The organism is Anaerolentibacter hominis (genome assembly GCF_032380675.1).
Taxonomy (GTDB): Bacteria; Bacillota; Clostridia; order Lachnospirales; family Lachnospiraceae; genus Anaerolentibacter; species Anaerolentibacter hominis.
Genome location: NZ_JAWDIX010000001.1, coordinates 296,658 through 309,886 on the forward strand (window position 1 = coordinate 296,658; position 13,229 = coordinate 309,886).

The following is a 13,229-nucleotide window of genomic DNA, read 5'->3' on the forward strand; positions in this document are numbered from 1 at the left end:
ATAGGAACCGGATTTCACTGGATTGTGGAGTTCGGTTTTGTTCTTACATAGGAAAGTTCTCCAAACTTTCCTATGTAAGAACAAAACCCTCCGGGGGATCGCACTGCGGCGGAAAGGAATTGTGTTGCCAGAGCAACCCGCCGCAGGCGGAGAATCCCGCAAGCGGGATTCTATGTTCATGTTAATATAATATTTCCGAAAACGGCAATATTATATAAGAGTAGGTTCAGAATGAAATAGATTTATTGCCGATGACGTGATATAATAAATAATAGGTTAAGCGAAATTTGTGTTTGCCAATAGACGGAGGAAATCAGATGCGATATCTTTCAGTTACTGAAATAGCAAAGAAATGGAATATCTCGGAGCGAAGTGTAAGAAATTATTGTGCTCAGAGACGTGTGAAAGGAGCATTTTTAACCGGTAAGACTTGGAATATTCCTGAAAACGCTGAAAAACCGGAGCGTTCTAATAAGAGAAGAGAACAGCCAATTCTGTTGGATATTTTGCAAGACCAGAAGGAAAGCAAATACCCCGGCGGCATTTACCATAAGACTCAGATTGATTTCACATATAACTCAAATCATATGGAAGGCAGCCGTCTGACCCATGAACAGACTAGATATATATTTGAAACCAATACGATTGGCGTGGAAAATGAAGTTCTCAATGTGGACGATGTGATTGAAACAGCAAATCATTTCCGCTGCATTGATAGGATCATTGAACATGCAAAATTCGCTTTAACTGAGAAGTTCATTAAGGAACTGCATTTGATTCTGAAAAGCGGTACCAGTGATTCCAGAAAAGATTGGTTTGCAGTGGGAGATTATAAAAAACTGCCAAATGAGGTGGGCGGCATGGAAACTACACTTCCAGAAAAGGTTGCCGATAAAATGAAGAGTCTGTTGGCGGAATACAATGGGAAGGAAGAAAAGACCTTTGAGGCTATTCTGGATTTCCACGTAAAGTTTGAACGGATTCATCCGTTTCAGGATGGTAACGGCCGTGTGGGTCGGTTAATTATGTTTAAAGAATGTCTGAAATATAATATCGTTCCGTTCATTATCGAGGATAATCTGAAATTATTTTATTATCGGGGATTAAAAGAATGGGATAATGAGAAGGGGTATTTGTCGGATACCTGCCTGACAGCACAGGATAAATTTAAAACGTATTTGGATTATTTTAGGATTGAGTATGAAACAAGAAACGAGGTGCAGCTATGCAAACGATAATTCCAAAAGTGTCAGCCCTAAAGTCCAAAGTCTCAATTTGACACTTCGGAATGTACTTTAGAGAAGTTGGCGGTCTTAGAACTGATTTACAATAACCCGTCAATTAAGCAAAAAGAGCTTGTGGCAGAGACCGGAAAATCTCTTAGTACCATAAAACGAATTATGGAATCTATGCAGAAAAAGGAATATATCCGCAGAGTTGACGGAAAGAGATACGGCAAATGGGAAGTGTTGATTTAAAGAAAAACCGAAAGCTCGAAAACCCTTGTAAAATCAACGCTTTTCAGACTTATGAAGGGATACAGAGACTGTAACAAAGTACTTTTCCTGTACCAAGGAAACATCTTGAAAAATCCTGAAAAGACCTGTAAAATGGGGTTCTATATAACAACAAAGTTTTTGGAAATGTTCTTTAGCAATCTTATTCTGGAACAGACGACAGGCTGAAAAATAGATATTTGCATGTGAATTATGTTGCAGTGCAAAGTTAGATTTTGTGGTAAGCGAAATGAGAAGTGGAAAGTTTTAATAAATTAAGATTAATTTGAACGCTTATGAAGGGAGTAAAACTAGATGATAAAAATACTTTTCGTCTGCCTTGGCAACATCTGCCGTTCTCCCATGGCGGAATTTGTATTTCGTGATATGGCCGTAAAACGGGGACTGGGAGATAAGTTTATCGTAGCCTCTGCGGCCACCAGCTCTGAGGAGATGGGCAATCCGGTGCATCACGGCACCAGAGACAAGCTGAGAGAAAAAGGCATCTCTGTGAAGGGAAAATACTCACAGCTGCTGAAAAAAGCAGATTATGAAAAATATGATTATCTGATCGGAATGGAACAGAGGAATCTTGCCAATATGCGCAGAATTCTGGGCGGCGATCCGGAACATAAGATGTTTTGCCTGCTGGATTTTTCAGACAGGCCCAGAGATATTGCAGATCCGTGGTACACGGGTGATTTTGATAGTACCTATGAGGATATCTGTGAGGGCTGCGAGGCACTGTTAAATTATATTCTAAAAGATCTTTAAAAATGGTTTGGCTTACCATCTTCGGGCGTCAGACATAGAAACGTCCGAAAATGAGAATAAATAATACAAATGATAATTGTTAATGGAGGGGACTATGAAGAAACATCACAACCAATGGGCCAGCAAGCTGGGATTTATACTGGCGACGGCGGGGGCAGCAATAGGTCTGGGAAACCTGTGGAAATTTCCTTATCTTATGGGGCGGAACGGAGGCTTTTCTTTTTTAATTGCCTATCTGTTCTTTATCTGTGTCCTGGGTATTCCGGTTATGCTTACGGAAATGTCGCTGGGAAGAAAGACAAAACATGATCCGGTACATGCTTATCAGGATATACATCCACGTGCAAAAATAGTGGGCGTATTTGGCGTATTGGCTGCATTTTTCATCCTTTCCTACTATAGTGTTATCGGCGGCTGGATTATTAAATATTTCTTTAATTACGCAACCACCCTGCAGCCCCCGGCAAATTTCGATGCTTTTATCGGGAGTACGGGAGAACCGATTTTCTGGCATTTTATCTTTATGCTCCTTACCGCAGCCATCTGTTTATTTGGCGTAAAGGGAATCGAGAAGGCCAGCAAATTTATGATGCCTACGCTTTTCATTATCATGATCGTTATCATCGTGAGAAGTGTGACCCTGCCCGGCGCAGGTGCAGGCCTGGCCTTTATCTTCTCTCCTCAGGGAGCAGAATTTAATATGAATTCGATCAGCGCTGCCCTGGGACAGGTGTTCTATTCCCTGAGTCTGTGCATGGGTATAACAATTACGTATGGAAGTTATTTGAATAAAAGCGCCAATATACCGAAAAGCTGTTTGAGCGTGGCCGGCCTGGACACGGCGATTGCTATTTTAGCGGGTATTGCTATTTTTCCGGCTGTATTTTCCTTCGGTCTTCAGCCGGAGCAGGGACCGAGCCTGATATTCGGTACGCTGCCCAAGGTGTTTTCTTCCCTGACCGGCGGTTCCTTTTTTGCAATCCTATTCTTCCTGTTGATCTTTTTTGCCGCCCTCACCAGCGCGATTGCCCTGCTGGAAGTGGTAGTTTCCTTCACCATGGACAACTGGCACTGGAACCGGAAGAAATCGGTTGTGATTTTAGCCTTTGTTATTTTCCTTTTGGGCATTCCAAGCTCCCTTTCCTTCGGTGTGCTGGCAGACGTTACAATACTGAACTACAATTTCTTCGATCTGATCGGAATGCTTACCGACAATATTCTGCTTCCTCTGGGTGGTATCCTGATGTGCTACTACATCGGGTGGAAGTGGAAACCTCAGTATCTGGTAGAAGAAATGGAGCAGGAGGGTGTGAAATTCAAATTGCAGAAGTTATGGGTATTCTGCATCCGCTTTATCACCCCGATCCTTGTTATAATCGTTACAATTACAGGTTTTGTTTCAATTTACCGGAATGTATTTCAGTAAACTCTTGAAAATGCAAAAGAAAGTGCTAAAATATTGGTATGGAGATATAGCTCAGCCGGGAGAGCGTTCGCCTCACACGCGAGAGGTCACGGGTTCGAGCCCCGTTGTCTCCATACCAAAGCCCCTGCAGTTGCAGGGGCTTTTATTATGCGGAATTTGTGAAAAACCCAGGATTTATGCGGGTTTGCAGGGATCTCTTCAAGAAATTACGGTGACAATTGCCGGCTCACACATACTTCCCGTAATTTCTCCCCATACTAATCATGACAAAGAAAGTAATCCCCTTAATATGGAGGTCAGTATGGAAAAAGACAAACAGGAAGAATTAAACCGCAAAAAGTCCAATGAAAAATTTAACAGCATTACACAGAAAGTGAAACCGGAAAATCAGAACCAGACCCACAACGTCAGGTCAGAGGCAGTGGAACCGAAGATCCGGCAGGTCTGAAAGGGGAAAGTAAAGATCGTGTTAAAAATGAAGATCTGATCCGATTACGGGAGAAGAAGCATTTTACTTCTCCCGTGTATTCTGTTATATTTTTACATAGGAAAGTTTGGAGAACTTCCCTATGTAAAAATATATCCTAGTTAAATAATGGGGAGGGCCATATGGGCAGATTGCTTGGATTTTTACTATATCTGGTTTTGATTGTCCTTTCTTTTTTTATACAGATTATTCTGCATGAACTGGGACACCTGGTATTCGGGCTTATTTCCGGCTATCACTTTGTTTCGTTTCGAATCGGCTCTGTGACTCTGGTGAAGGATGGCGGGAAGATTCGGCGAAAGAAGTTTACCATTCGGGGAACCGGGGGACAATGCCTCATGATGCCGCCGGAGTCGGACGGGTATCACTGCCCATGCCGGCTGTACAACCTGGGCGGCGTTCTGATGAACGGGATTACCGCTGTTTTGTGTCTGGCTCTCTACATAATGTTTCCTGGACTTAGGCCTCTTCGGATATTCTGGCTGGCGATGTTTTTCTGCGGTTTATTTCAGGCTATTACCAATGGATTTCCTATGAGCAGCAGCGGCCTTGTAAATGACGGATACAATGCAGAGAATCTCGCGAAAGACCCTCAGTCGCGCTATGCTTTTTATACGCAGCTGCGGGTTAACGGCCTGCTTCATCAGGGAGTGCGGTTAAAGGACATGCCGCTTGCCTGGTTTCAGGTTTCAGAACAGGACGGGCAGGACAGGACAAGCTATCTTAGGGTTGCTCTCAGGTTATTTGAAGCACAGTATTATCACGATAAAAGGGAATTTGACCGGGCGGAGGATTGTTACCTGAAGATTTTAAAGGATTATCCGGATTTGCTGGAGGTATACCGGTATGAAATCCGCTGTGAACTTTTATTTTATGAACTGATTGGACCCTGCCGGCCGGAGGAAATACATAGACTATACACGGAAGAGCTGAAAAAATATATTCGGAGTACCCGCTGTTATATCTCCAGGGAGAGACTTTTGTATGCCTATGCTCTATTTGCTGAGAAAGACAGTAAAAAAGCGGAAGAACAGTTAAAGCAGGTCTTTAAGACGGCAAAGACCTATCCGGTCAAAGCGGAAGTGGAGAGTGAGCTGGAACTCATCGGGTGGCTGCAAGAACACAGTCCGGCGGAGACTTCCGGTTTATAAATCCTTTAGAATCTGAACTGCTGTTTTGTGCTACTATATAGGTATACGGCGGTTTGGGAAGGAAGGGATAACGTGCGGATTGGATTTATATCTGATATACACATTGATTATAACAGGCATTATAATTTTGTTGACTTAATGGCTGAAGCGGCGGAGAGAAAGCAACTGGACTATTTGGTGTTTCTGGGAGATACCTGTACAGGGGGAAGCAGGACGCTGGAGTTTTATGACCGTCTGGCTAAGCGGACGGCGGTAAAGATCCGGGAGATTCCGGGGAATCATGATCAGTATGTCTGGCCGGTCAAAGGTAAGACCGGGGAACAGATCCGCGCTGAAGCCAGGGTTAATTATCACCTTCTGAACACGCATCCGGAATATTCGCTGTGGAAACATCCGGTTGTGACGAAAGACTGGCTGATCACTGGTCTGTGCGGCTGGTATGATTTCAGCTTCCAGAAGGGATATCCGAATATAGATACACAAAAATATGCCGCCAAATGGGTGGCGGGAGGGCTGTGGCCGGATATCCGATTTATTGACGGAGGCCGGGTCAATGCAGCTTTGGATGCCAGAAGGGTGGAGCGGGACATGGAACTGCTGGCTCCCATTCTTGAGAATCCTGCATACAAAGGAAAGAAACGCTGTGTTGCAATGCACATGATACCTACCAAGCTTCTGGTGACAAGACATCATATTCCATTTTATATGGCGGGAGTGAATTTTCTTGGCAGCGAGAAGTACCGGGCATTTTTTGAAAAACATCGTGTGGCGTTGAGTGTCAGCGGTCATTCTCATATGGCCAAGATAAAGAAGTGGAAAGGGATCACCTACGCCAATGTCTCCCTGGGCTATGGATTTCAGTGGAGAAGGCCGGGGGATGCCCTTGCAGAGATTATGGAAGTTATGTATGTAATTTCTGATGAGAAGGATAGGGTTTCTGCGAATAGTCAGGGCAGTGAACTGGCAGAGAGAGGTGATGCGTTATGAGCTATCCGATGCTGTGGCTGTCGGAGCTGGCCTGGTTTTTGGGCAGAACATTTCATATAATATGGAGAAAACGTCCGTAAGGACGGCGGGGAGGACGATATGTACGAGGATAAACCACTGAGAGAACAAATTTTTTCGATTCCCAACTTGATGGGATATTTTCGGATTCTGCTGATTCCGTTTTTTGTCTGGCGGTATCTGACTGCGGAAACAACAGGAGATTACCGGATCGCAGCGCTGATTATCATGGTGTCAGGGCTGACCGATCTTCTGGACGGCTATGTGGCAAGGCATTTTAATATGGTGACTCAGGTGGGAAAGGCACTGGACCCTTTTGCGGACAAGCTGACCCAGGGAGCGCTGATTATCTGTCTGTCTACAAGATATCACTGGCTGATCGCATTGATTGTGCTGTTCGTGGTGAAAGAAGGCTTTATGGGTGTGATGGGGCTGATCATGCTGCGGAAAAATAAGATGTTAAATGGTGCGAAATGGTATGGGAAGATCTGTACAACCGTCCTGTATGTGGTGATGTTTCTTCTGATTTTACTGCCGGATATGTCGGTTCATGCCGCCAATACGCTGATTGTGGTGTGCGGCGCGGTGATGCTGCTGACTCTGATTTCATACATACCGGTATTTATTAAGATGGGCAGGGACCAGGAAGGCATAGAAATCAATCTGAAATCATGATTTGGACTTGAGAAGGAAGAAGGGCTGAAAGAGCATGATCCTGAGCGTAAGCCGGAGAACGGATATTCCCCATTATTACTGGGACTGGTTTATACAGAGGATGAAGGAAGGATTTCTGTATGTGAGAAATCCGGTAAATTATCATCAGGTCAGTAAAATCCTTCTGACGCCGGAGACTGTAGACGGCTTTGTTTTCTGGAGTAAATATCCGGTAATGGCGGCACGCGCTCTGGATGCAGTTAAGGACTACCCATATTATATTCAATTTACCATTACAGGATATGGCACGGAGGCAGAGCCGGGGCTCCCCTCCAAAGAAAAAGAGATTTTGCCGCTGTTTCGCGGCCTGGCTGATAAACTTGGGAGGGAACGACTGATCTGGCGTTACGATCCGATCTTTTTCAGCAATACGTATACACCGGAATACCATATCAGACAGTTCGGGCGGATGGCCTCCTATCTGGACGGTTATACCGACCGGGTTGTGGTCAGTTTTATGGATTTTTATGAAAAGACGCTGCGCAATACAGGAGGGCTTGGCATCCTGCCCTTTGAACGGGACGCGTGCTATGCGCTGCTGGAAGAACTGGCGCAGATTGCAGCGGCACATCATATGGAACTGTATACCTGCGCGGAGAAACTGGACTTTCATGATGCAAGGCTCCGGCAGGTCCGGCCGGGAAGCTGTATTGACCGGCAGTTGTTTGAGCGCCTTACCGGTATGACCGTCTGCGGGAAAAAGGATCGAAATCAGAGGGCAGAATGTGGCTGCATAGAAAGCATTGACATCGGGGCGTATGATACCTGCCCGACAGGATGCCGATACTGCTATGCCAATGTGTCCTGTAAGAGAAATACAGCCCCTGCAGGAGAGACAGGAGCTGTACATGAGGCATTGCTGTCAGGACATATCGGCCCGGAGGATCAGATAACCCAGCGACGGATGTCCTCGGTACTGGATAACCAGTACCGGTTATTTTAACGCTTTTCTGCAATATTGATAAAAGGCCAGGTTGCGTTTGCCGTAGATAGAGTCTTTCAGGTACACAAAATGAAATTCCCGGCTGGCCTGAAGATCTGTGATTTTAATTCTGGAGAGTTTGCCCTCGGCAAGCTCTTTTTTTGCTGCCGCTTTATAGAGAAACGTAGCGCCCAGATTTTTGCCTGTTAATTCTTTTATGACATTAATGTTCCCTATTTCTGTGTAACTGAGGTTATCTGCCGACAGGTTGTGTTCGGTCAGAACCTGTTCCAGAATCTCTCTGGCGCCGGAGCCGGGTTCCCGCAGCAGCAGAGGCTTGCGGTATACTTCCTCCAGATGATATTTGCCGGAGGCGAGTTCCGAATGAGGGGAGCACACACCAATAAATTTTTCTTCCACAAATGTCTTCCAGGCATACTCTTCTTTATTGAAAAAACCTTCAATCAAGGCGAAGTCCAGCTCGCCCTGATCCAGCATGGAAAGCAGCTCTTTTGTGTTCCCGACTTTCATTGTAATCCGGTATTCCGGGTGATCGGTTAAAAAAGAAGCGAGGATATCCGGCATAATGTATTCCCCGATGGTGGGCGTCGCACCGAAACAAATATAGTCTCCTTCTTTTTCAGGTATGGCACAGATCTCCCGTTTCAGCCGTTTGCTGTCGGAATTCAGCGTACGGATACGGGATTCCAGCAGCTTTCCCTGGTCCGTGAGTGAAAGCTGTTTTTTAGAATACTGAAACAGCTTGACGCCATAGTGCCGTTCCAGATATTGAATATGCTGTGTCACCGCGGGCTGAGTCAGGTGCAGATGCTCCGCGGTTTTGGTATAATTTAATGTCTTGCAAAGTTCCATGAAAGTAACGAGACGTGAATCTAACATAATTTACCTCTGCATATCGCAGGCTTGCCTGCGATACTGCCTGAATGAATAGTTTGAAAGGTACGTTCAAACTTTATACCCCTGCCTTTTCCTATGGGCTTAAGTTTGAATTTTTCTACCTTCTATTTTAATAGAATGAAATGATAAATCAAGGCAAAGGTTTGTTTGCTTATTTAATTTCACTCGTCTCGATCACAAACTTGACACTACCCTCCATTCCGGATGCAATGCCGGAGAAGGACTGGTAGGCGGAGGCTTTTTTCTGAAGAGAGTCCAGACGGTCAGACAGTTCGCCGAGATCATCGCCAAATAGAGATTTAAGTTTCTGAATGCCGGTCCTGTCGAATTCTTTCATTCCCTCTGCCAGCTCATCTGCTCCTTCTGCTAATTCAGAAGTCCCGTCAGCAAACGCATGGATACCGTCAGCCAGGGTTGCTCCGCCCGTTTTCAGCGCACGAGCAGCAGACTGAATGTCTCCGGCGCCATTGCGGAGGGTCTTGCTCTTACCGGTGAGCTCATTGGCCCCTGCCCTCAGGGTAGGTCCCGCTTCTTTTAAGGATGCGGCTCCGGTTAGCAGCGCCTCATTATTCTGTGTGAGTTTGACCGCACCCAGACGAAGGGTTCCCACTGCTTCCGGCAGACTGGCGGCGGAGGAGAGAAGACCCATGAGCGGCGTCACCTGTTTCATCGCGGGAGCTAAGGCGGATAAAGCAGAATTTAGTTCCCTGGTACCCGAAGCCACCTGCTTTGCCCCTGCTTCCAGCTGCGCACCGTTCTTTGATACAACGCCTTTCAGCTGTGCGGTGAGCTGATTCAGCATTTCTTTTTGCTCCCCATCGGGAAGTGATACGGCTATGGCCTGAAAGCCGTTGGCTAAAGAGGAAAGTCCGTCGTTATAGGAGGAAAGCCCGTCTGCCACAGTTCCTGCCCCTTCCTGGAGGGAAGAAAGTTTGTCGGAACTGAGGCCGGAGAGTGCAGATTCGAGGGATGAAATTGCCTGTTTTTGTTCATCTGTTACAGAGATCCCGGCATTTACCGCTTCCTCTAACTGCTTGAGTCCGTCCGCCAGCTCACCTGTTCCATTTACATAATCTGTGATTCCCTCGCTTAAGGTTCCGGCTCCGTCTACATAAGTCTTTACTCCATCAGCCAGCGTATCGGCCCCCTCGGTATAGGCCTTAATACCTGAGTTTAAGGAGTCTGCTCCGCTGGAGAGCTGTGACAGACCATCCGTAAGGGTTTTTGCTCCGCTTTTTAGATCACCAGTCTTACTCTTTAGGGTATCGGCTCCCTTTTTCAGGCCGGCAGAACCATCTGCCAGTTTGCCGGAAGCCTCCGCCAGGTCATCCATAGATTCCTTTAGCTCTTCCAAACCGTCAAAATCATCCAGGTTCAGTTCATCCAGCAGATCACAGGAGGCAAAGGTAAGTGCGGGACCGATTTCCAGTTCGGTTACATCGGCAGTGATGGTAAAGGTATCGGGGAAATCCAGGGTATCCCGGTCAATATCCAGCTCTTTATTTAAACCGGGAAAGGCGATACCTACGGCAATGATGTTCTTGGCGTCGGTGATTAATTTCCCATGTTCGATCCGGACGTTATTAAAATGTTCTGCCGGAAGCATCATAGCGGTAATCATGGTAAATGGAAGATCCTGAGAAGAAAAATGCCAGGTCATTTTCAGACTGCCGTTTTTTCCCGCCAGCTGATCGGCGGTCACATTCTTCCCGTTTAATTCATAGGTAATGTTCATGGCTACGGGCAGCTTTTCTTCTGAGGTGCCCTGGTAATAAATATCGGTGCCGTTTGTCTTCCAGGTCAGCCTCCTGCCGTCCTGGGTAAAGGTCTCTTCCCCTTTTATATTCTCAATCTCTTTCAGAGATGAGATATCATTCAGTTCTGTCCCGGAACCGGCGTTCTTTAACCAGTCGGAGACTACAATTTTACGGATGCTTCCATCTGGATCTGCTGTGGCATAGACGGTTTCATCTTTATACACACCGGATGTTCCGGCAGTTTTCTGACCTTCTTTGGTACCGGAGGCCGATACCGTTTGGATAGCGTCCGCCAGGGTACTGCTGCCTGGAAAATTGAATCCGGCAGCATTTGATGTGGTTTCTACAGGCAGGAACACGGCGGCAGTGACCATGGCACCCGCTAACAGTACCGACAGGCCGGATATGATATATTTATTACTTCTCTTCATCTTAATTCATGGCAAGGGGCCCGGACTGACCGGGATTCTTGCTTCCTCCTTCTTTTATTTTTTTCGGTCCGAAACCGATGGAAGTTTTACAGATTACCTTATCAAACATGAGGAACATGGACGGCAGAACACACAGTACGATAACGGTACTGATGATTGCGCCTCTGGAAAGCAGGGTACAGATGGAACTGATCATGTCTATCTCAGAATAAAGTCCAACACCAAACGTAGCGGCAAAGAAACTGAAACCGCTGATCAGGATGGACTTCATCGACGTCTGATGGGCAATGCCGACAGCTTCCCGCTTGCTTTTTCCTTTATTCCGCTCTTTTTGATAACGGCTGGTCATCAGGATTGCATAGTCGACGGTTGCCCCAAGCTGTATCGTTCCGATCACCACGCTGGCTACAAAAGGCAGGGTGGTTCCTGCGAAGTAAGCAAAGGCCATATTCATGCAAATGGCAAATTCAATCACCGCCACCAGGATAACCGGAAGTGAGATTGAACGGAACAAGATCATAATGATAATAAAAATAGCGGCGATGGAAGCAATGCTTACATTCCTGAAATCCACTGAGGTAATATCTTTTAAATCTTTGGTCAGAGGTGCTTCGCCGATAACCATGGATTCGGAGCTGAATGTTTTGACAATGTGATTCAGATCTTCGATCTGCCTATTCACTTCATCGGTGGCCGTCTGGTAATCAGAACAGACGAAAATCACCTCATAGTCATCGCTTTTCACCATATCGGTGAGATCGGAGGGAATGAAACTATCCGGGATTCCCGGACCCACAAAACTATTCAGGCCGACCGTGTATTTAACCCCCGGAACCTGCTCGATCTGACTGATCAGAGCCTCTTTTTCTTTCGCACTCATCCCGCTTTTCAGCAGGACCATGTGCATATTATTCATATCAAAATGATCCTGAAGCTTCTGGTTTGCAATATTGCTGGGCAGTGACTGCGGCAGAGATTCATCAATCTTATAGTACACATCTACATGGTTGTTGCCGTAAATAGAAGGGACCAGAAGAACCAGGAAGATAAGAATAAAAGCCACATGATGCTTTGTGATAAATCCGGATAACCTTGCCAAATCCGGTATCAGGGGTTTATGGCGCGTTTTTTCTATAAGCTTATCTGATAATAAAATCAATGAGGGCAGCAGGGTGATACAGCAGAGGACACCGATTATAACACCCTTTGCCATGACAATGCCGATATCCCTGCCAAGGGTGAAGCTCATAAAGCAAAGGGCCGCAAAACCTGCTATTGTGGTGATCGAACTGCCGGTTACGGATTTAAATGTATTTGAAATAGCGTGAGCCATTGCCCGGTCTTTTTCGCCCGGAAAACGCTTTTTATTGTCTTCGTAGCTATTGAGCAGGAAGATAGAATAATCCATTGTTACACCCAGCTGCAGGACGGCAGTCAGTGCTTTTGTGATATAGGAGATTTCACCCAGGAAGAAGTTGCTGCCCAGATTATAGAGAATGGATATCCCGATGCTGAACAGGAAAATAAAAGGTACCAGATAGGACTCCATTGTAAGGGACAGAACGGCCAGACATAAAACGGCGGCGATTACCACGTAAATGGGCATCTCGCGCAGGGATAGATCTTTGATATCCGTTACCACACCGCTCATACCGCTGATGAAGCACTGTTTATCACAGAGTTTTCGCATCTGAGCAATTGCTTCCATGGTCTCGTCAGAGGATGTTGTATTGTCAAACAGAGCAATCATCATCGTGGCGTCCCCATGATAGAAAGCAGTCCGGATGTCTTCCGGAAGCATTTCGATCGGCACGCTTAAATCGAATACGTCATCGTACCAGATGACATCTGTTACATGTTCCACTTCTTTTATCTGTTCTTTCAGAACGGTTACGTCCTTTAAAGGCATATCCTCCACGACAACCATGGAGAACGCGCCCATGCCGAACTGATCCACCAGAATATCCTGGCCTTTCATTGTTTCCAGATCGTCCGGCAGATAACTGAGCAGATCATAGTTGATTCTCGTGTTGGCGATTCCGATAAAGGACGGAATCAGAAGCAGGAGACAGATCATCACTATGAGTTTTTTGTGTTTGACGATCTTTTTCGCAAACTGAATCATCGTATTCCTCCTCATTCCCTATT

Annotated in this window: 12 protein-coding genes and 1 tRNA gene; 10 read left to right on the forward strand and 3 right to left on the reverse strand. The window is 45.9% G+C overall.

The window, feature by feature from the left end; translation table 11 throughout:
• The first annotated feature begins 317 nt into the window (after positions 1–317).
• The 10 genes from ABCW47_RS01260 (at position 318) to ABCW47_RS01300 (ending at position 7,996) form a co-directional block, all read left to right on the forward strand.
• Positions 318–1,238: a Fic family protein gene (locus ABCW47_RS01260; protein WP_343208050.1), complete on the forward strand. Its 921-nt coding sequence runs from the start codon at positions 318–320 to the stop codon at positions 1,236–1,238.
• Between the two features lie 66 nt (positions 1,239–1,304).
• Complete coding sequence (locus ABCW47_RS15110; RefSeq protein WP_425516042.1) at positions 1,305–1,478, forward strand: MarR family transcriptional regulator; 174 nt, start codon at positions 1,305–1,307, stop codon at positions 1,476–1,478.
• Between the two features lie 333 nt (positions 1,479–1,811).
• Positions 1,812–2,270 carry a low molecular weight protein-tyrosine-phosphatase gene (locus ABCW47_RS01265; protein ID WP_343208051.1) on the forward strand — a complete coding sequence of 153 codons (459 nt, stop codon included), beginning with the start codon at positions 1,812–1,814 and terminating at the stop codon, positions 2,268–2,270.
• Between the two features lie 94 nt (positions 2,271–2,364).
• Entirely contained in the window at positions 2,365–3,696 is a 1,332-nt protein-coding gene (locus tag ABCW47_RS01270) for a sodium-dependent transporter (protein WP_343208052.1), read from the forward strand.
• A 40-nt stretch (positions 3,697–3,736) separates the two neighbouring features.
• Positions 3,737–3,809, forward strand: a tRNA-Val gene (locus ABCW47_RS01275).
• A gap of 188 nt (positions 3,810–3,997) precedes the next feature.
• Positions 3,998–4,144, forward strand: a complete 147-nt coding sequence (locus tag ABCW47_RS01280) for a hypothetical protein (protein WP_343208053.1) — start codon at positions 3,998–4,000, stop codon at positions 4,142–4,144.
• 161 nt (positions 4,145–4,305) lie between these two features.
• Positions 4,306–5,334, forward strand: coding sequence for a M50 family metallopeptidase (locus ABCW47_RS01285; RefSeq protein ID WP_343208054.1), 1,029 nt, complete (start codon positions 4,306–4,308; stop codon positions 5,332–5,334).
• A gap of 72 nt (positions 5,335–5,406) precedes the next feature.
• Positions 5,407–6,321, forward strand: coding sequence for a metallophosphoesterase family protein (locus ABCW47_RS01290; protein ID WP_343208055.1), 915 nt, complete (start codon positions 5,407–5,409; stop codon positions 6,319–6,321).
• Between the two features lie 99 nt (positions 6,322–6,420).
• On the forward strand, positions 6,421–7,014 hold the full coding sequence (locus ABCW47_RS01295; RefSeq protein WP_343208056.1) for a CDP-alcohol phosphatidyltransferase family protein: 594 nt from the start codon (positions 6,421–6,423) through the stop codon (positions 7,012–7,014).
• 34 nt (positions 7,015–7,048) lie between these two features.
• Positions 7,049–7,996 (forward strand): DUF1848 domain-containing protein, encoded by a 948-nt coding sequence (locus ABCW47_RS01300; protein WP_343208057.1) that lies wholly within the window; start codon positions 7,049–7,051, stop codon positions 7,994–7,996.
• On the opposite strand, the gene ABCW47_RS01305 is transcribed toward ABCW47_RS01300, so the two are convergent.
• From ABCW47_RS01305 to ABCW47_RS01315, 3 genes are all read right to left on the reverse strand, one after another.
• On the reverse strand, positions 7,988–8,875 hold the full coding sequence (locus tag ABCW47_RS01305) for a LysR family transcriptional regulator (RefSeq protein WP_343208058.1): 888 nt from the start codon (positions 8,873–8,875) through the stop codon (positions 7,988–7,990). The genes ABCW47_RS01300 and ABCW47_RS01305 overlap by 9 nt on opposite strands.
• A gap of 169 nt (positions 8,876–9,044) precedes the next feature.
• On the reverse strand, positions 9,045–11,081 hold the full coding sequence (locus tag ABCW47_RS01310; RefSeq protein ID WP_343208059.1) for a hypothetical protein: 2,037 nt from the start codon (positions 11,079–11,081) through the stop codon (positions 9,045–9,047).
• Position 11,082: 1 nt separating this feature from the next.
• Entirely contained in the window at positions 11,083–13,206 is a 2,124-nt protein-coding gene (locus ABCW47_RS01315) for an efflux RND transporter permease subunit (RefSeq protein WP_343208060.1), read from the reverse strand.
• Between the last annotated feature and the right edge of the window lie 23 nt (positions 13,207–13,229).

Bases quoted from the DNA above. Each gene is read 5' to 3' on its own strand.
- ABCW47_RS01305 (WP_343208058.1), bottom strand. From the start codon at position 8,875: ATGTTAGATTCACGTCTCGTTACTTTCATGGAACTTTGCAAGACATTA.
- ABCW47_RS01295 (WP_343208056.1), top strand. From the start codon at position 6,421: ATGTACGAGGATAAACCACTGAGAGAACAAATTTTTTCGATTCCCAAC.
- ABCW47_RS01265 (WP_343208051.1), top strand. From the start codon at position 1,812: ATGATAAAAATACTTTTCGTCTGCCTTGGCAACATCTGCCGTTCTCCC.
- ABCW47_RS01300 (WP_343208057.1), top strand. From the start codon at position 7,049: ATGATCCTGAGCGTAAGCCGGAGAACGGATATTCCCCATTATTACTGG.
- ABCW47_RS01315 (WP_343208060.1), bottom strand. From the start codon at position 13,206: ATGATTCAGTTTGCGAAAAAGATCGTCAAACACAAAAAACTCATAGTG.
- ABCW47_RS01270 (WP_343208052.1), top strand. From the start codon at position 2,365: ATGAAGAAACATCACAACCAATGGGCCAGCAAGCTGGGATTTATACTG.
- ABCW47_RS01260 (WP_343208050.1), top strand. From the start codon at position 318: ATGCGATATCTTTCAGTTACTGAAATAGCAAAGAAATGGAATATCTCG.
- ABCW47_RS01310 (WP_343208059.1), bottom strand. From the start codon at position 11,081: ATGAAGAGAAGTAATAAATATATCATATCCGGCCTGTCGGTACTGTTA.
- ABCW47_RS01280 (WP_343208053.1), top strand. From the start codon at position 3,998: ATGGAAAAAGACAAACAGGAAGAATTAAACCGCAAAAAGTCCAATGAA.
- ABCW47_RS01285 (WP_343208054.1), top strand. From the start codon at position 4,306: ATGGGCAGATTGCTTGGATTTTTACTATATCTGGTTTTGATTGTCCTT.